The organism is Nannocystis pusilla (assembly GCF_020073745.1).
In the GTDB taxonomy this organism is placed as follows: Bacteria; Myxococcota_A; Polyangia; order Nannocystales; family Nannocystaceae; genus Nannocystis; species Nannocystis radixulma.
Genome location: NZ_JAIRAU010000001.1, coordinates 914897 through 933578, shown reverse-complemented (window position 1 = coordinate 933578; position 18682 = coordinate 914897). Strand labels below are relative to the sequence as shown.

Below are 18682 nucleotides of genomic sequence, written 5' to 3'. Positions count from 1 at the left end.
TCTCCGATGCGCAATCAACTCCGAGTCCTCGCCACCGGCGCTCTCCTCGTCGTCGTCGGGGGCAGCTGCACGCAGCCGACGATGAACTGCACCACCGCGCACCTCTACTACGCGGCGAAGTACGAGCTCACCTCCGGCGACAAGGACTCGCCGTGCGCCCAGCAGAAGGGCGACATCCTCGGCATGCAGACCTACTTCGCCACCGGCGGCATCAACGGCACGGCGAAGTTCAGCGAGCCCTCGGCGGCGATCCGCCCGCAGTACGCCGGGCTGCTGGTCGTCGAGGCGCAGGAGTACCCCGTCGACGTGCCCGGCTTCACCGGCGAGAAGGGCGTCGAGCACTGGCCCAACGCGGTCGGCGACTTCGAGAGCGGCAACCCCGACGGCGACGACCTGTGCCACGTCGAGGACCTCGTCTCGGCGTTCGAGCGCCCCGAGCTGCCGGCCTACACCATCGAGGACGACCCGGCGACCGAGGATGTCGACGAGACGACGATGGTCCCGGCCACCCCGGCGATCTCCGTCCGCTACGAGTGGAGCAACGCCCGCTGGCTCAACACGCCCGACGCCCAGGGCACGCAATTCGAGGCCGACCTGAAGTTCACCCAGGACGGCTGCACCGCTGAATTCCACGTCACCGCCGTCTCGCCCAACGTCGCCTGCGTCACCGACGAGGACTGCACCCTCGACGGCAACGGCATCAACCCCGACTTCGCGGTCGAGTGCGACAACAGCATCAACGACCCGCTGAACCCGGACGTCGTCGACGACCCCATGACCCCCGAGGACGAGACCACCGACTTCGGCCTGTGCGTCCTCGCCCGACCGATCCCCTCCTACGAATAGCGAACGCGGAGCGACCACCCATGCGACGCCCGAATCACAGCACGCTGCGCAGCCTTCCGATCGCCGCCTGCGCCATCGCCTTCCTGTTCGCCCAGGCGCCCGCGTTCGCTCAGGCCCCGCCGGCCCCCGCGCCCGCCAGCCCTGCGCCTCCGGCTGCGCCCGCCTCTCCCGGCCCTGCGCCCGCCTCTCCCGGCCCTGCGCCCGCCTCTCCCGGCCCTGCGCCCGCCTCTCCCGGCCCCGCGCCCGCCTCTCCCGGCCCTGCGCCCGCACCGGTCACCAGCCCGGCCCCGCCCGCGCCGGAGCCCGCGCCGGAGCCCTCCGCCGATCCCGGCGCGTGGAACCCCGCCGCCACGCAGCCCGTCGAGGCCGCCCCGCCGACCGAGCCGGCCCCGCCGACCGAGCCGGCCCCGCCCGCCGAGCCCGAGGTCGCTGGCCCGCCGCCCGGTCCGACCCCGCCGCCCGCGGCGCCCCCGGTCGACACCGCCCAGGCCAAGAAGATGCGCGCAGCCGGCGTGGGCACGATGATCGCCGGCGGCGTCGTCTCGCTGGCGGGCTTCGCGGTCACCCTCGGCTTCACGGTCCGCGGCAACAAGCTCGAGCGCGACCTGATCGGCGCCGAGGACAGCTTTCAGCTGTCGGACTGCAGCCGCGTCGACTCGAACGAATGCAAGGGGCTGACCGCGGAGCGCGACGAGATCCGCGAAGGCATCCTCAACGCCGATCGCATGACGGCGGTGGGCGGAGGGATCCTCGTCGGCGGCATCCTGGTCACCGCGATCGGCGGAATCATCTATCGCGTCGGCGTCAGGCGCCTGACCAACGCCGACGTGGCCCGCGTGCGCGTCAACCCGACCTTCGGCGGCCTGTCGATCTCCGGCCGCTTCTGAGGCCGCTCCGGTTCGAATTCGAGCGTCCTCACACCGGGGCGAGCGCCGCGGCGGCTCCGCGGCGGCGCGGCGCGGGCATACTCGCCCCGTGCAGTTCGCCATCCTTTGCTACAACGACGAGAAGGTCGTCACCTCCTGGACCCAGGCGGAGGACGACGCGGTCATGGCTCGACTCGCGGTGGTGCACGACCGGCTCACCGCCGAGGGCAAGCTCGGGCCCGCGATTCGCCTGCGACCGACCACCAGCGCGAGGACCCTGCGCAAGACCCAACCGCCGGTGGTGCTCGACGGCCCGTTCGCCGAGACCAAGGAGCAGCTGCTCGGCTTCTACATCGTCCATTGCGAGACCCACGACGAGGCCCTCGACATCGCCCGCGAGCTGGCGATCGCCAACCCCGGCGGTTCGTACGAGGTGCGCCCGATCTCCCTGTTCCTCCCGGGCCACATGACCTGAACGCAGCGCCGTCATTTCACTGACGGCACCCGCTGCCGCGCCGCCGACATTCGTCGCGCACGGCCGCGCACGGCCGCGCGGGCCCGCGTGGGCCGAGATCGCCGCGACGCGTGACCTGCAGCGCGACAAGCTACCTGGTGGTGCGCAAGCTCGGCCAGGGCGGCATGGCGAACGACAATCCGTCATGGCGCGGCGAGCCCGACGTCCGATGATTCGCACGAACACGATCGATTCGTCGATCGCGGCGAGAGCAAGCGCGATATTTGCGCCACATTGCGCGCGTGTTTTCGCGCCCCTCGCCGGCGATGCCCGCAGCTCGTGACTCGGGCGCCCACTTCCTTTACACGGGGAATTGTCCGCCATGCCGCGCTACCTCGTCACCGCCGATCCGGTCGCCACGTTCCAGCCGCGCTTCGACACCAGCCTGCGGCTGATGGCGGAGCTGCTGGCGCGCGGCGTCGAGGTCGACTACTGCGACCTGACGCTCACTGACATGTCCCTCAGGACAGACGCGTGGCTGGCCGCGCTGCCGGTCCAGCGGGTGCAGTGGAGCGATCCGACGCGGCCGCCGTACGTCGGGCTCGGCGAGGCGCGCAGGGCCGCCGCCGCCGACTACGACGTCCTGGTCCACCGCAAGGACCCGCCGGTCGACGCGCGCTACCGCGGCTGGGCCGCCCGCTTCGCCGCGCTCGCCGGGCGGATCTTGCAGATCAACGAGCCGGCCGAGGTGCTGCGGCACTCCGAGCACCTGCTGCCGGTGCGCTTCCCGGAGCACGCGATCCCCACCGTGCACTGCCGCGATTTCGCGGCGCTGCGCGAGGCGGTGCGCGCCCAGCCGGGCGAGGCCGTGGTCAAGCCGATGGGCGAGTGCAGCGGGATCGGCATCGGCTTCTTCCGCCCGGACACGCCTGAATCTGTCCTTTGGGGCTGGTGGCAACAATACGGCGAGGCCGTGGTCCAGCCGTATCAGGACGCGGTGACCACCCGCGGCGACCTGCGGATCTTGACGATCGGCCGCCACGTCCTCGGCAGCGTCACGCGGCTGCCCCGCCCCGGCTCGCGCCTGGCCAACCTGCACCAGGGCGCCTCGTTCCACGCGTTCGAGCCGACCCCGCGCCAGCTCGCGGCCGTCGCCGCCGTCACCGCGGAGCTGGTGCCGCGCGGCCTCTACCTGCTCGGCCTCGACTTCATCGGCGACCTGCTGTCGGAGATCAACTTCACCAGCCCGTCGGCGATGGTCCAGATCGGCGAGGTCATGCACAAGCGCCCCGAGGTCGAGCTCGTCGACGAGATCGAGGCGCTGCGCCGCGGCTTCACCGCCCGCGCCTGAGCGGCACGGGCGAGCTCGACGGAGCCGCGTCGATCCGCCCGCGAGCTCGACAGCTCGCTCGCGTCGGCGAACCAGTCGGCTCAGGACTCGTCGATGAGCGCCTCGAGCACCGGAACGTGGGTCTCGCTGCGGCGGAGCAGGTCGCTGCGGATCAGCGCACGGATCTGGGGCGTCAGCTCGTGGTCGGCCAGGGCCCGGCGGTAGGCCTCGACCTGTCGCGCCTCGTCCTCACGGAGCGCCCGCACGGTGACCGCCAGCTCGACGCCCGCGTCCGCCGGCTCGCGCGCGGCGGTCGAGGCCGGCGCGGCGTCGCCGTGGCGCAGCAGCAGGCCGCGCAGGACCTGGACGGAGCGGCTGTGATCGACGCAGAGCTGCCGCAATTGCGGGCCGGCGGCCTGGCCGTCGAGTCGGGCCAGCGCGCCGCGGTATGTCTCCACCGCGGACAGCTCGGCCCGCAACAGACTGGTCAAGGTCTCGGGCGTATGTCCGGGGTGCGGTATCATCGACGTCGTCACGACGATGCATTAGCGCGCGCGGCCGCAATGTCAAGACCACGGCGACGGCTCGGGGCGGACGCGACGGTCTCGCGGCTGCGTCCGCCGGCGCTCGCTGTGTCGCTCACTCGAGGTCGACGCCGAGCGAGGCACAGCGTTCACGGCTGACGAGGATGAGCCCTTCCTCATCATCGGGCTGGTTGCCCGGCGTGACCCCGCTGCCGCCCTCGGGGTTCGTCGGCTCGGTGGGAGTGGTCGGCTGACCACCGCCGGGTTCGGTCGGCCCGGTGTCGGGCTTGGCCGGCTTCTTGCCCGGCTTTTTGCCCGGCTTGTAGCGCGCCGTGTCGCAGACGACCGCGCCGTTGCTCATGAGCCGGCACGCGCGGCCCTCGGCCATGGCCTCGACCATCAGACAGAGGTCGAGCTCGATGTCGATCGCCGCGTCGCGACCCCCGTCGCCGGGCGTCGTCGGCTCGGGTGTCGTCCCGGGCGTCGTCTCCGGCGTCTCCGGCGTCGTCTCGGGCTTCGCGGGCTTCTTGCCCGGCTTCTTGCCGGGCTTGTGCGAAGCCTCCTCGGCCGGCGAGGCCAGCGGCCCCGCGGAGGCGGCGATCGGCATTGCGAACGCGACCGCAGGCAACAACACGAGAAGATTGCGCAACATGAGAGGTTCCTTTCTTGCGAGGCGCACCGACGGGCCAATTCCCGCGGGGCGCTTCGTGTGCAATCATGTGTAGTCCGCCGGAGTACGCAATGACTCGTAGCGACGATATTCGACGCGCACGAATCCATCCGGCCGAGAGCGCCGGGCGAGCAACATGTGCGCGGGTGAATACCGCGACCAGGAGCCGCGCGCGAATGATCGCGTCGACGCCGCCCGGCGGGGCACGCGAGGACTGCGGCGACGTCCTATGGTCATTCCGCGCCGCGGCCGTCGCCGCCGTTCGACCGGCCGGCGGGCGTGCGCCGGCAGCTGGCCGTTCGCATGGCGCCGGCGACCGCTGCGCGATCGGGCGGGCACGCTCCGCGAGCTCGCCGCGGCGCCCGGGCGGCCGCCGGGCGGCGATTTTCGGCCCGGCGCGACGGGGTGTCGTCATTTCGTCCGCGCCGCAGTCGCCGCGTATCGAGCGAGCCGCCGGGCGAGTCCACGGGCGCGATCCATCCCCCCGGGCCGGCCGCAGCGCCCGATCGATCGCGCGACTGCGCCTCTCGCCGATCCGCGCCGCGATCGCCACGCGCCGCCGGCGAGCCGGCGAGCGTGCGCCCGGTCGATCGCGCGACTGCGCCTCTCGCCGATCCGCGCCGCGATCGCCACGCGGCGGGCCGGCGAACGTGCGGCCGCTCTGCTCATCGCGGTGAGGTTCGATCGCCGGACCGGCGAGCGTGCATGTCCGCCGGCGGTCCGCCGCGTCGGTCATCGCCGCGGCTCGATCGCCGGGCCGGCGAGCGTGCATACCCGCTGCGGGGTCCGCCGCGCCGATCGGCGCGGTTCATCCGGCCGGGCGTGCGAGCGTGCATGCCCGCGCCTCGTCGTCGCTCGCGCCGGAGTCACCCGCGCACGCTGGTTCGGCGACGGCGGACGAATCGACGGCAGTCCGCGCTGCGATCGTCGCGGAGGCGGTCGAGACTTGCGGGCCCGCAGCATCGCCGTCATAGCATGGACGTGTCGGATGCTCGCCTCCAGCCGTCGACCCACGACCTCCTCGGCCGACACGGCGGCGCGCTCACGACATATGCAATGATGATCGACCGCGCCGACTCTCGGCGGCGCGTCTCTCGCCCGGCGGGGCGGCAAACAAGCGTCTCCGCCGCCTGCTCCCTGACACACCCTCCCAAGACGGCCAGGAGAGACAGGCGGCGGAGACGTCCCTTTCAATTCCGGCGGGCCCATGCACACGCCCCTCGATCACCTCGATCGCGCAGGGGCCGGCTCGCCGCGGTCGGAGCGGTGGCTCGCCGCTCTCGACCTCTTGTTCGCAGCTCGCGGCCTCGATTGGTGTGGTCTCCGCCCGGCGCGGCAACGCCGGTCGCAGTAGCTCCAATCAGGCCCGGGCGCCATCACACGTCGCTGGCCAGGTTGAGCTCGAGGCAGGTCTGGGTGTCGACGAACAGCATCTCGTCCTCGTTGAAGTTGTGGTCGTCGTCGTCCCAGTTGCCCCAGCCCGGACCGAACCCCTGGTTGCCCCACGGGCCCCAGCCGCCCCAGCGGGTCTTCTGGGCGGGCGAGCAGAACAGGGCGCCGGAGCCGTCGCACTGGCTGCGGCAGGTCGCGTCGTCGTCGGCGACGGCGCAGTTGGCGAGACAGGTCGGGCCCGTCAGGGTGTCACAGTCGTAGGCGCGGTTGCTCTCGCCGGTCTGGACGAAGATCTGGGTCTGGACGCAGACCGCGAGCAGCAGGTCGTCATCGATGCCCTGGTTCCACTGGTCGCCCCAGCCGACCGGGTTCGGCTCGATGGTGAGGGGGCGCGCCATCGACGGCGAGGACGCGATGATCGGCAGGGCGAACGCCAGGGCGGGGCACAGCATCAGGATCTTGCGAAACATGGGGAGTTCCTTTCTTCTCTCGGAGAGCACCGCGGGCTGATTCCGGCGGCGCGTCGGTTCGGAATATTCAGTGGGCCCAGAGCGGGCGCAATGCCGAGTTGTGGCGAATCGCATGGTCGAGCCCGCGCCGAACAGCCGCAGATCGCCGGCAAACCGCTTCAGCTCGCCCGAATTCGCGGTTTCTCCTGCTCCGCGCCGGATCCCGGCGGTGGCGGCGTCCGCGGCGTCTCACCGCCGATATTCGCGACATTCTTCGCCGCCGCCCGCCGCGCTGACGATTGTGCATAGCGCGGCGAATCGCCGCCGCCGTCGCGACGTCCGCTCGCCCGCCGGCGCAAGTGCAGGGCATCATTGATGTTGCGGCGCGGCCGCGGCGGACCGCACGGAGGGCTCCGCGCACCGACGCGGCGACGAACGCCGGGACCGCCGTTTCGCTATGTACATATGTCATTTCATCACACACGTCGTCGCGGGTGCCACATTATTCATAGTACCCGGCGGCGCCGGCCCTCGTCGCGGCCGGCCCGCCCGCCCGCGCGAGCCGGCCGATCGGCCCCGGATCGCCTGGACATGTCCCTCGGGACACTGTGTTGATTCGCCTCGCGCGCTCTCTCGCGGCTCGCCGGCGCCGCCGCGGCGATCGAGCCCCACGCCGGCTGCGTTGCTCGCCGGCCACACATTCGCTCGATATGCTCCCTCCTCGCGCCTTCCAGCGCGTCGAAGCCCGGCGCGAGGACTGCTCGAAATGACCCAGTCGCGGCACTGAGCGCCGCACATGCCTCTTCAGGCATGTCTTTAAAACCATGCGCGACCGGCGCGACGACCTCGACAGGGGCCGCCTCGCCGGTCACGGCGCTCGCAGGGGTTGACGATTGCGGCGTCCGGCCCCCGGTTGATTCGCCGGCGCCCGGCTGCTTCACGCGCCTGGGTCCGGTGTCAGGGCCGCCGCGATCGCAGATCGGGGGTGATGACCCACTGGCGCGCGCCCGCGACCGCGCCCATAGTTCCGCCCGCTCTCACCAAGGACGAACACGATGTACGCCAGCCCGAGCCACCTGCCCCAAGAAGCACGTCAGAAGATCACCGCGGCCCTCCAGAACGTGCTCGCCGACGGCCTCGACCTGCACAGCCAGATCAAGGTCGCCCACTGGAACATCAAGGGCATGCACTTCGCCGCGCTGCACCCGCTGTTCGAGACGTTCGCGGTCAGCCTCGCCGCCCACAACGACACCGTGGCCGAGCGCGCGGTGACCCTCGGCGCGCAGATCCACGGCACCGCGCGCCACGTGGCCAAGACCTCGCGCCTGCCCGAGTACCCGCAGGACACCACCCGCGACCTCGATCACGTGCGGCTGCTCGCCGAGCGCATCGAGTCGTACCTGGTCGGGCTGCAGGACGGGCGCAAGGTCGCCGAGCAGCAGGGCGACGTCGACACCGTCGACATGTTCACGGCGATCATCACCGAGTTCGAGAAGCACGGCTGGTTCCTCCGCGCCCACCTCGACCGCTGAGCCGCCGCCGCCGCGCTAGTCGGTGCCGCCGATCTCGATGTTGTACTTCACCGTCATCGGCGGGCCGTTGTAGGTCGGGAACTGGTGGTCGGCGATCGCCTTGCGCACGCAGGGCACGATGCCGAACACCGTCAGGTCCGACGACGCGGTCACCGATACGGCGTCGGCCTTGCCTGTCTTTCCGACCAGGCTGATCATGAGGTCGAGGCGGCCGCCCTTGAGGCTGCCGTTGTTGTAACAGGCGGCGACCGCCAGGCACTCGTTGATCGCGTACTCGACCTCGCGCATGTTGGCGTTGAGCACCGGCTCGTTGAGCTGCTCCTCGCCGGCGCTCCAGTCCATCACGCGGGGGCGGTTGGGGTCGAACTGGGCGATCTGGCTGTCGTCGACCGGACGGAACTTCTTCGGCAGCTGATTGCGGTCGAGGGTGCACTCGCCCCACGAGGTGATCGGCGGCCGCATCGGCACCTCCTCCTGCACGACCGCCTGCGAGGTACAGATGTCCTGCGAGTAGTCGACCACGCAGGCGTTCCCGTCGCAGCGGGTGCCGCGGCCGCACATGCCGCCGCATTCGCCCGTCGGCGCATTCGAATCGCTGGTTCGTTTGCAAGCGGTCGGGGATATCGCGAGCCCCACGAGACCGGCCAGGATCAGGGTCGTTCGCATCACCGCCCAGCCTATCACCGTCGGCCGCGCCTCGCGTGCCGCCGGCGTCACCGACTATTTTCGCGCTGCGAGACGGTCTGCTCGTTCGGACAGGTCCGCCGCCCGCGACGCGGACACTCGACCGCGCCGCGCGAGCCTCTCGCGTCGCGTCGGGAGAAAGGCCGGACGCCGGGCGAGTCCGCCGGCGAAAACCAGCCGACGCGCCCGCAGTCGCGGGGCCTGGTGTGTCCCACACGGGCGCACCGGCGCAGCGTTTGCGACGGGTCAGGCGGCGCTCTGCCGCGCGATGCGGGTGCGCAGGCTGGTCGGCAGGGCTGTGATCGCCTGCACCAATTCTTGGAGCTGCGGGTCGCCGTGGCCGAGCGGGACGTCGACGAGCAGCAGGCCGATCGAGGCGATGGTCGCCAGGCTCTGGCCGGTGATGTTGACCGACGAGTCGCCGAGCACCCGGTTGATCTTCGACAGCACGCCCGGGACGTTGCGGTGGAGGTTGACGATCCGGCAGCCCGCGCGCACCGGGCCGGCGTCGAGCGCCGGCAGGGTGACGCCGCCGAGCGTGGCGCCGGTGTCGAGGTAGTGCGACAGCGCGACGGCGACCTCGCGGCCGATGCTGGCCTGCGCCTCCTCGGTGCTGCCGCCGATGTGCGGGGTGAGGATCACGCCGTCGAGGCCGCGCAGCGGGCTGTCGAAGACGTCTCCCGCGCGCGCGGGCTCGCTCGGGAACACGTCGATGGCGGCGCCGCCGAGGTGGCCGGCGACCAGCGCGTCGCGCAGCGCGTCGATGTCGACGACGCCGCCGCGCGAGGCGTTGATGAGGGCCGCGCCGCGCCGCATCGCCGCGATCTCGTCGGCGCCGATCATGCCGCGGGTGTGCTCGGTGTCGGGCACGTGCAGGCTGACGAAGTCGCTGAGCGACAGCAGCTCGATCAGGCTGACGCACGGCTGGGCGTTGCCGAGCGGCAACTTCGAGAGGACGTCGTAGTAGCGGACCTTCATGCCCAGCGCCTCGGCGAGCACGCTGAGCTGGCTGCCGATGTGCCCGTAGCCGACGATCCCCAGCGTCTTGCCGCGCACCTCGTGGCTGCCCTCGGCGCTCTTGTGCCACAGCCCGCGGTGGCAGGCCGCGCTGCGCGCGAAGATCTGGCGCGCCAGCATGATCACCTCGCCGAGCACCAGCTCCGCGACCGAGCGGGTGTTGCTGAACGGCGCGTTGAACACCGCGACGCCGCCCGTCTGCGCGGCCGCGAGGTCGATCTGATCGGTGCCGATACAAAAAGCGCCGACGGCCTCGAGCTGCGGCACCTCGGCGAACACCCGCGCCGACACCCGCGTCTTGCTGCGGATCCCCAGGATCAGCGGCCCGTCGTGCGGCAGCCCTCGCAACGCCTCGATCAGCTGCGCCTCCGCCAGCGCCCCCGGCACGGGGTGGACGACGACGCCGCGGCGGGCGAACTCCTCGTGCGCGGTCGGGTGGATGTTCTCGAGCAGCAGGGCGTGCGGGCTGTTCACGGCGCGAACGATGCCCGAGGCCCGCGGTCGCCGCAACTCGCCCTCGGCCCCGGCGGAGACCGCGGCGGGGCATGACGGAGGCGAGCCGCGCGTCCCGAGTCCACCTCGTCGCGGCGGCGTACGAGTCGAGGGCGATCTCCCACGCCGCGTGTGTCGCGATACCTCTTCACGATCGACGGGGGCGACTCGAGGGCGATCTCCCGCGCCGCGTCTGTCCGAGCCGACCTCGTCGGAGCGGCATGCGAGTCGAGGGCGATCTCCCGCGCCGCGTGTGTCGCGATACTTCTTCACGATCGACCGGCGGCGACTCGAGGGCGATCTCCCGCGCCGCGTGTGTCGCGATACTTCTTCACGATCGACCGGCGGCGACTCGAGGGCGATCTCCCGCGCCGCGTGTGTCGCGATACTTCTTCACGATCGGCGGGGGCGACTCGAGGGCGATCTCCGGTGCGAGTCGACCGCGCTGCATCGACAGCAGCGGTACGAGATCCCGCCGCGGCGCTCGAAGTCAGCGCGATCTCTGCGGCGCAAACTCGCGGGCGAGCGGGCGCGCCAGCCTGGCGCGGCCACACGGTCTTTGCTAGGCCTGTCCGCCTCTTGCTCGACAAAGGCAAGCTTCAGCGGCTGCAGCGGGCGCTACGGCCTCACCTCGCGCACGGATGGGAGCGAGCGGTGTTCGCCGCGCCGCAGACCGGCGACGGCGAGGCGGGCGAGCGCGCCGAGCGGGTCCTCGCCGGGCCGGGCGCCGGCGTCGCGCCGACCGCCGCGCAGGTCGACGCGCTGCTGGCCGCCGCGGGCGAGGCCGCCGCGGCCGGGTTGTGGAAGCAGACGCTGGTGCTCGACCCGCGCCGGCGCGTGCAGGTCGACGCTCGCCACGGCCGCGCCACCACGCGCACGCTCGACGAGAGCGCCGCGCTCAAGGTGATGGGCGGCAAGGAGCGCTCGCTGCGGCCCGACACCAGCGCGGCGCTGCTGCGCGAGATCGGGATCATGAACGCCGACGGCAGCATCTCGGCGACGCATGCCCGCAAGTACAAGCAGATCTGCCACCTGGCCACGCTGTGCGAGCCGGTGATCGATCGCCTCGCCGGCGTGCGGTCGATCGATCCGGCCGCGCCGCTGCGCGCGCTCGACCTCGCGTGCGGCAACGCCTACCTGAGCTTCGTGCTGGCCGAGGTGCTGCGACTCCGCGGAGTGCCGCTGCGCCTCCACGGCGTCGACGTGCGCGCCGACGTGGTCGCCCGCAGCCGCGAGAGGGCCCGCGCCCTCGGCCTCGCGGCAGACGACGATGCCGCTCCGACCGGGGTTGCGAAGGACGCGGCGACGCCAACCGAAGCGACGGCGAGCACGCCGGGCGAGCGGTCCGCGACGGCCGAGGCGACGCGAGCCGCGGCGGGCGAGGCGACGCCGACCGGGGCCGCGTCCGCGGCAGGACGCGCCGGCCTGTCGTTCGCCCAGGCCGACATCGCCGGGGCCGCGCGGACGGCCCCCGCGCAGCTGGGCGGTGTGCCCGACCTCGTGCTCGCGTTGCACGCCTGCGACACGGCGACCGACGAGGCGATCGCGCTGGCGATCGAGCTGGGCGTGCCGGCCCTGCTCAGCGTGCCCTGCTGCCAGGCCGAGCTCGCGGCCCAGCTCGCGCGGGCCGACGCGGGCGCCCAGCCGCTGGCGGCGATGGTCGACCACGGGCTGCTGCGGCGCGCCTATGCGGATGTCCTCACCGACAGCCTCCGGGTCGCCGCGCTCGAGGCCTGCGGCTACGACGTGACCGTGCTCGAGTTCGTCGGCGGCGAGCACACCCCCAAGAACCTGCTGATCAAGGCCCACCGCCGGCACCCGCGCGCCCCGGTCGACCCCGGCCGCTGGCGCCTCGAGCCCCTGCGGGCCCGCTGTGCTGCGCTCGGGGTCCGCCCTACTCTCCTGCGCCGGCTGGCTGCGATCCAGGGGGCGACGCCTGGTATTTGACCGCTTGACTGGATTTTCGACCGCGAGTCGAAAAAATCTGCCCGCCGATCCGCTCGCGAACCCCTCGGCGCCCTCAACTTTGCCCATGAGCGGCCCTGCGGTGATGCGCACGAGCGTTTCCCAATTCGGAGCCTGCACCCTCGAGCCCTACCCCGATAGCGCGCGAATTCCGCAGAGCACGGGTGCCGCTCTGTCCGCGTAAGGCTCGGAACCGCGCAGACCCGCGAGCGGAAACATACATTGGGTCCGTGGTGATCAAATTCGAGAAATTTTCGACGCTCGATCGAAAAACAGATCTCGGGTCGAAATCGTGAGCGCCGGAGAGTTCGGGACCGAGTCGGCTCGCCGAGCCTGTGAACGTCGGTCGAAAAAGCGCACCCGCCGCGCGCGGCGGCTCGTGCGGGTGCCGGGCGCCGGAAAAACTCAGGCAGCCGGCCCGGGCGCCGAAAAACCCGAGCAGTCCAGCCGCAACTCTCCAGGCCGGCGCCGCAACAACCGAGCAGCCGGACCAGGCCCCGAAAAACCCAGCAGCCCAGCCGGCGACGCGCCAGCCCGGCGCCAAAACTTGGCAGCCCGGCGCCCAAAAACCCGAACAGCCGGCCGGCAGCTCGCCAGCCCGACCTCACCGACCGAGCACGTCACCCGCCGCGGCCACCTGGCCTCTCGACCAGGATGCCACCGCGACCGCATCGGCGACCGGCTGCAGGACCACGCGCGCGAGCCCGCGGAGGACCGGCTCGCCGGCGATGGCCGCGGCCAGCGGCGGGCTGTGGGCGTAGTAGAAGCGCACCAGATCGACCCCCGTCGCCGACTTCTTTAAAAAAACGTCGCGGAAGCTCCGCAGGGCGGCGACCTGGGCCGTCCACGGCGCCCCGTAGGCGGCGGTGGCGAGGAAGCAGAAGCCCTCGACCGTCTGGAATTTCTGGGCCACCGTGGTGACCTCGACCGACGCGAGCGCGCTGCGCTGGGCGCAGCGGTCGGTGTAGACCACGCCGAACTGGTAGGTGTAGTCGCCCCACAGCTCGCGGACCGTCAGGGTGCTGGGCTGGCCGGGCGGTGCCAGCGTGTTGACGGCGACGGCGATCTCCTGGGCCGAGCCGAGCATCGCCTCGGTCAGCGGGTCCTCGCCCACGATCTGGTAGACGCGCACGTCGGCGACCGCGAAGTCGGGGTCGTCCTGCGCGGGGATCTCGAAGGTCAGCTCGACCTGGTCGAACTCGGTCACGCGCGCCTTCAAGCCGGCGACCGCGGGCAGCTCGCGTTGCTCGCACGGGTGCCCCCAGCCGTCGCCCGGGTCGGGCTCGCTGCCGTCGCCGTACGAGAACACGCCCCAGCGGAACGTATCGCCGTTCATCGTCACCACGCGCAGCCGGTCGGCGCCGCTGCCGTCCTCGCCGCTGATCGTCGCGTCGGGCGGGTGCAGCGCGCCGGTGGCCCCGTCCCAGTCGCCGTAGCCGGCGTACTCGGTGGTGCCCTGGAACTTGCGCCGCAGCGGGTCGAACGCCACGCGGTACACCACCGAGGGCTGGCCGAGGTACGCGATGCCGTAGCGGGCCAGCCGCGGGTCGACGAAGTGGTCGTCGTCGCGGTCGAACGCGTAGTGGCTGTTCTCGTCGTGCTCGCGGCTGATCTCGGCGTAGGCCACCAGCGGCCCGCGCGCCAGCATCTCGGGGGTCAGCACCGCGACCACGAACTCGGGCCCGTCGCCGCTCGGGGTCGCCGCGGTCACGGCGTCGAGCTCGTTGAGGTCCGCGAACTCGGCGACGTCCGGCGAGTCGAGCTCGTCGACGCGGAGCAGGTCGTTGCGCGGCGGATACGGGCTCCGCGCCCCGTCCGCCGCGAACGTGCCCTTGTCCGTCTTGAAGGACTTCGGCGAGGGGCAGGTCTTGGTGTCGAGCGAGATCGTGCCCTGCTCCCACTCCTCGAGCGGGCGGCAGAAGTAGTTCTCGAGGCTGCTCGAGTTCTCGTGCCAGCCGAGCGAGTCGTGGTCGGCGTCGTCGAAGAAGACGATCTGCGGGTAGGTCTTGCCGCGGCGGTGGGCCCAGACCGGCAGCACCGAGACGCGCGGGCCGTAGGGCGCGCGCCAGCTCGACAGGAAGTTCCACTCGCCGGGCCGGTTGGCGATCCCCAGCTTGCCGGTCGCCTGGGTCACGAGCACGTCGGCGACGAATTTTCCGTGCTGGTCTTCGAGCCAGATCGCCATCTGCGCGTCGGGCACCGGCTGGAAGTGGAACTCGACCCGCACCGGCGTGGCCGCGCGCGCGTCGCCGGCCGTCAGGACGGCCATCATCGCGAGGGCTCGGGCACGCGCGCGCACGGCCTCGAGCATATCACCGGCGCCGGACCGCACCCCGGCGGGCGCCTGCCGGCCCGATCAGCCCGGGCGCTGCGCCAGCAGCACCTCGGACAGCGGGCGACGCGGGGTCGGCGGGCTGTCGGCGCCGCCGCCGAGGCGGACGAGGGCCTGGGCGTGACCTGTCCCTCCGACCAGGTTGGCGAGCCGCTTGCGGCCGGCGGCGTCGGTCAGCGGCAGGTGGAGGAAGCTGCCCCAGGCGTGGTCGACGCGGGCGCGCAGGAGCACGCGCATCAGCGCCTGGCCGGCGCGCAGCCACTCGGCGGGGTCGTCGTCGGCGGTGGAGACCACGACGAAGGCCGGCGCGCCGTCGGCGATCGCCGGGCCGCGGGCCTGGGCGCCGTCGGGCGCCTCGAAGCTGACGCCGGGCTCGCCGGCGGCCACGCGGGCCGCCGCCGCCGCCGGCAGCTCGCCGGCGATGGCCGCCTCGACGGCCGCGCCGATCGCTTGCTTTCGGGCCATGTCCTCGACGACATGCAACTCGGCACCTGTCCCATCGACCATGGCCCCGAGCCGCCGCGACAGCGCCCGCGACAGCGGGCCCTGGGCCATCACCCCGCGGTAGGTGCGGCGCTTGGGCGCCGCCTGGTACAGCCACTGCTCCTCGGGCAGCGGGCTGGCGCGGCCGCCGACGGCCACGCGCGCGAGCAGGTCGGGGTGGCCGCCGGGCAGCAGGGCGGTCTGCTCGTCGAGGCCGAGCGCGCGCAGGGCCACGCGCAGGGCCCCGAGCGCGGCGCCGCAGGCCAGCACGGTGGCCTGGCCGGCGGGGTCGCAGCGCGAGCAGGCGCGGGCGGGGTCGCGGTACAGCTCGATGAGCTCGCCGCCGGCGAACCACCGCCACGGCTGGGCGTTGCCGGGCGACGGGGCCGTCAGCGCGGTGTGCAGCGCGAGCTCGATGCGCGGGCGCGGGCCGACCTCCGGCGCGAGCGGCGAGCCGGCGAGGGTCCACGGATCGGTGTCGCGCTCGAGGTCGGCCACGTGCATCAGACGCACTCCTCTTCCGCGCGCAGCCGCGCGATCTCGGCGGCGAAGATCCGGCGCACGATCGCGGTCGCGCACGCCGACGTGCTCTCGACCCCGAAGTACGACAGGCTCTTCGACAGCAGGCTCTGGCGCCGCGAGTACGGCGTGTCGGACGCGTAGTGCAGCACCCCGACGTCGAACCCGACCGAGTTGGAGAGGTGCACGATCTCGTCGTTGGGGTGGCGCTGCGGGTTGCACAGCTCGTACACCGCCGACAGGTACGGCCCGGCCTCCATCTCGAGCACGGTGTAGCCCTCGCGGTAGAACACGCTCATGTACTCGCGGTTCTGCAGGAAGGCGCCGCGGACCGTCAGCGCCTTTTGATTGTCGAGCACCGTGCCGACGCGGATGTACGGCTGGACGTCGGCGGCGACGAAGGCGTTGCGGAACAGGTAGGTGTTGCGCGAGTGCTCGTCCTGGACCACCGACGAGATCATGACGTCGCCGACGCGGCCGTTGAGGGTGGCGGCCTTGCCCATGACGTAGACGCCGCGGATCTCGTTGGAGCCCTGGCCCGCGCGCGACAGGTGGTGGTACGCCGCCATGCCGAGCGGGTAGTCGATGTTGAGGATGACGGCGTCGCTGCGCGCGAGCAGGTGGATGTCGGGCACGAGCACGCGCGGGTCGAGGCGCTCGGGCCGGACCTGCGCGAGGTCGAAGATCTGGGCGTTGACGTCGATCTTGCCCGGCACGTCGATCGAGGTGACGCCGGCCTCCGCCTCGAAGCGCTGGACCTCGGCGAGGCGCGCCGGGTCCTCGTGGAGGAACGCGCGCAGCAGGTAGTAGCTGAGGTTGTTGACCTCGGCCTCGTCGCCGCGCTCGAGCGCGCGGGCGAAGTGCGGCGCGAGGTCCTCGGGGTTGCGCCGGCGGGCGAAGTCGAGGATCTCCTCGCGGTGCTGGCGGGCGTAGCCGCCGACGAGGTTGAGCAGCGAGTGCGTGTTCGACGACACGAAGTAGATCGGCGGCCGCCGCGGCTTGCGCTCGCGGACCAGGCTCGGCTCGATGCCCGACCACCAGCGCTGGACCGAGCGCTGGTACTGCGAGTAGCTGCCCGACAGCACGCGCATCGACAGGTCGCACGGGTCGGCGGCGATCTCGCGCAGCGCCGCGAACCACCCGGTGTCGAGCGCCGCGATCAGGGTGCGCACGCCGTCGGGATCGAGGTCGAGCACGCGCGCCAGCTCGCCGTGGTCGACCTGCTCCGCGGTGAGCTCGGGGTCCTCGCGCAGGCGCCGGCCGAGCTCCGCGTTGCCGAGCAGGCCGTGCATCTGGTTCCACACGATCTGGTAGGTGGTGACGATCGGCACCAGGTCGTCGATGTCGCTCGTGCTCGAGATGAACGCGCACAGCGTCCCGCCGCCGTCGAAGCGCAGCGGCCGGCGTCGCCCGCGGGTCTGCACGCGCTGCCACGCGCTGACGTCGAAGCCGTTGGCCTCGAAGGTCTCGTGCGACTGCCCGAGCACGATCTTCTGCACCTGCGGCATGCAGGCCGGCAGGCGCGCGGCGCTGTAGGCGAACGCGGCCACGTCGGGCACGCCGGTGCGCGCCCCGGGGTGGAGGCTCGAGTCGCTGAAGGCGTGCGCCTCCTCGAACGCGCGCACCCACACCTCGCCGGAGCTGCGCAGCAGCGAGTAGTAGGTGCGGATATAGAGATCGATCTCGTCGCTGGTGGTGCGGGGCCGCTGGCGATCCATGGCTGTGGTCCTTCGCTGCTCACCCGTGGCCGAGCGCGCCGTCGACGGCGTCGAGCACGAACGGCACCTCGTCGGGGTGGTTGGGCCAGTGCGGCGCGAACCGCAGCAGGCCGTCGGGGGTCGAGCAGGCGACGCCGCGCTCGGCGAGCTCGCGCTGGAGACCGAGGACGTCGCCGGGGTTCGGCGGCAAGACGCTGAGGATGCACGAGCGGGCCGCCGGGTCGCGCGAGCGCAGGCTGACGAACCCGCGCGCGATAAGGCCCGACTCGAGGCGGTCGAGGTAGTCCTGCACGTGGGCGAACACCGCCGCCGGGCCGAGCTGCGTGATGAGGCCGATCGCCGCCTCGAGCGCGGCGCAGCCGACGGTGTTGCCGGCGCCGCCCTCGATGAAGTCGGCGGTGCGGCGGATCGGGCGGTCGTAGCGCAAGTGACCTGCCCCTTCGAGCAGGAACCGAAGGCCATCTTCGTGGCTCAGCCAGCCGGCCACCCGCGGGCGCAGCTGGCCCAGCCGCTCGGGGCGCACGTAGAGGAAGCCGAGGCCCTCGCAGCCCATGAGCCACTTGTGACCGCCGACGCTGAGGTAGTCGATGCGGGCCTCGCGGACGTCGAGCGGGACGGCGCCGACGGCCTGGATGCCGTCGACGAACAGCTCGGCGCCGGCCGCGTGGCAGGCGTCGGCCATCTCCGCGAGCGGCATGCGCAGGCCGCTCTGGAACTGCACCGCCGACACGGCGACGAGGCGCACGCCGCCGGCGTCGAGGGCCGCCTGCAGGGCCGCGAGGCCCTCGGCCGGCGAGCGGGCGAAGTCGTCGAGCGGCAGCATCTCGACCGACAGCCCGAACAGCTCGGCCGCCTGCTGCCACGGGGTGACGTTGGCCGGGAACTCGCCCTGGAACAGGAGCACGCGATCGCCTGTCCGCCAGGACATGCACAACGCGACATCCGTGACCCCGCGGGTGGTGTTGGTGATCAGGGCGATGTCGGTCAGCTCTGCGCCGATGAGCCCGGCGATCGCCGCGCGCAGGCGGCTGCGCTGCTGGATCCACGTCGGGATCGCCCGGGCCGCGCGGCGCGCGTAGTCGGCCGCGACCGCGGCCACGGCGGCCTGCACCGGCGCCGACCACGGCGACACCGCCGCGTGATTGAGGTAGGCCCGCGGTTGCAGGTCGGGGAACAGGCTGCGGTCGCCGAGGCGAGCGATGGGCGGGCTTGCGGTGGTCAAGGGCCGCGTGACGGTACCAGACGCCCGCGGCCGTGGCGACCCCGGCGCCGGCTCGCGGCCGCGCAGCCGCGCCGGACCGCTCGCCGCGGCGGTCCGGGCGGGCCGGGACCGGCATGTCCCTTCGGACAGAACGAGGGCCGGGCCTCATGCGCGACCGGAGTGCGCGGTCGTCGGCGCTCCGCGCCGG

15 protein-coding genes are annotated in these 18682 nt (G+C 72.5%); 6 read left to right on the top strand and 9 right to left on the bottom strand.

Annotation, left to right across the window (positions count from 1 at the left end; genetic code table 11):
* The first annotated feature begins 6 nt into the window (after window positions 1–6).
* From K7C98_RS03655 to K7C98_RS03640, 4 genes are all read left to right on the top strand, one after another.
* Complete coding sequence (locus K7C98_RS03655; protein WP_224190091.1) at window positions 7–846, top strand: hypothetical protein; 840 nt, start codon at window positions 7–9, stop codon at window positions 844–846.
* 20 nt (window positions 847–866) lie between these two features.
* Window positions 867–1733 carry a hypothetical protein gene (locus K7C98_RS03650; protein WP_224190090.1) on the top strand — a complete coding sequence of 289 codons (867 nt, stop codon included), beginning with the start codon at window positions 867–869 and terminating at the stop codon, window positions 1731–1733.
* A gap of 88 nt (window positions 1734–1821) precedes the next feature.
* Window positions 1822–2187: a YciI family protein gene (locus tag K7C98_RS03645; RefSeq protein ID WP_224190089.1), complete on the top strand. Its 366-nt coding sequence runs from the start codon at window positions 1822–1824 to the stop codon at window positions 2185–2187.
* 361 nt (window positions 2188–2548) lie between these two features.
* Window positions 2549–3517: a hypothetical protein gene (locus tag K7C98_RS03640; RefSeq protein WP_224190088.1), complete on the top strand. Its 969-nt coding sequence runs from the start codon at window positions 2549–2551 to the stop codon at window positions 3515–3517.
* Between the two features lie 80 nt (window positions 3518–3597).
* Here the strand turns inward: K7C98_RS03640 and K7C98_RS03635 are convergent, their stop codons facing one another.
* The 3 genes from K7C98_RS03635 to K7C98_RS03625 all read right to left on the bottom strand — a co-directional run bounded on the left by K7C98_RS03635 (window position 3598) and on the right by K7C98_RS03625 (window position 6552).
* Window positions 3598–3987: a hypothetical protein gene (locus K7C98_RS03635; RefSeq protein WP_224190087.1), complete on the bottom strand. Its 390-nt coding sequence runs from the start codon at window positions 3985–3987 to the stop codon at window positions 3598–3600.
* Window positions 3988–4135: 148 nt separating this feature from the next.
* A complete protein-coding gene (locus K7C98_RS03630; RefSeq protein ID WP_224190086.1) occupies window positions 4136–4672 on the bottom strand; it encodes a hypothetical protein in 537 nt (178 codons plus the stop codon).
* Between the two features lie 1394 nt (window positions 4673–6066).
* Window positions 6067–6552, bottom strand: coding sequence for a hypothetical protein (locus K7C98_RS03625; RefSeq protein ID WP_224190085.1), 486 nt, complete (start codon window positions 6550–6552; stop codon window positions 6067–6069).
* 1034 nt (window positions 6553–7586) lie between these two features.
* Here K7C98_RS03625 and dps point away from each other — a divergent pair.
* The gene (gene dps / locus K7C98_RS03620; RefSeq protein WP_224190084.1) at window positions 7587–8063 is read left to right on the top strand and encodes a DNA starvation/stationary phase protection protein Dps; all 477 of its coding nucleotides are present in this window, start codon (window positions 7587–7589) and stop codon (window positions 8061–8063) included.
* A gap of 15 nt (window positions 8064–8078) precedes the next feature.
* Here the strand turns inward: dps and K7C98_RS03615 are convergent, their stop codons facing one another.
* Together K7C98_RS03615 and serA are read right to left on the bottom strand one after the other, a co-directional pair.
* A complete protein-coding gene (locus K7C98_RS03615; protein ID WP_224190083.1) occupies window positions 8079–8729 on the bottom strand; it encodes a hypothetical protein in 651 nt (216 codons plus the stop codon).
* Between the two features lie 264 nt (window positions 8730–8993).
* Window positions 8994–10238: a phosphoglycerate dehydrogenase gene (gene serA / locus K7C98_RS03610; protein ID WP_224190082.1), complete on the bottom strand. Its 1245-nt coding sequence runs from the start codon at window positions 10236–10238 to the stop codon at window positions 8994–8996.
* 672 nt (window positions 10239–10910) lie between these two features.
* Between serA and K7C98_RS03605 the strand changes: the two genes are divergently transcribed.
* Complete coding sequence (locus K7C98_RS03605; protein WP_224190081.1) at window positions 10911–12203, top strand: class I SAM-dependent methyltransferase; 1293 nt, start codon at window positions 10911–10913, stop codon at window positions 12201–12203.
* Between the two features lie 622 nt (window positions 12204–12825).
* Here the strand turns inward: K7C98_RS03605 and K7C98_RS03600 are convergent.
* From K7C98_RS03600 to K7C98_RS03585, 4 genes are read right to left on the bottom strand one after another with little or no spacing between them, the layout of a single operon-like run.
* Entirely contained in the window at window positions 12826–14520 is a 1695-nt protein-coding gene (locus K7C98_RS03600; RefSeq protein WP_224190080.1) for a CFI-box-CTERM domain-containing protein, read from the bottom strand.
* Between the two features lie 57 nt (window positions 14521–14577).
* Entirely contained in the window at window positions 14578–15540 is a 963-nt protein-coding gene (locus K7C98_RS03595) for a hypothetical protein (protein WP_224190079.1), read from the bottom strand.
* Window positions 15540–17273 (bottom strand): DUF6909 family protein, encoded by a 1734-nt coding sequence (locus tag K7C98_RS03590; RefSeq protein ID WP_224190078.1) that lies wholly within the window; start codon window positions 17271–17273, stop codon window positions 15540–15542. The genes K7C98_RS03595 and K7C98_RS03590 overlap by 1 nt, the downstream gene beginning before the upstream one ends.
* A 19-nt stretch (window positions 17274–17292) precedes the next feature.
* Window positions 17293–18495 carry an aminotransferase class V-fold PLP-dependent enzyme gene (locus tag K7C98_RS03585; protein ID WP_224190077.1) on the bottom strand — a complete coding sequence of 401 codons (1203 nt, stop codon included), beginning with the start codon at window positions 18493–18495 and terminating at the stop codon, window positions 17293–17295.
* Window positions 18496–18682 lie beyond the last annotated feature (187 nt).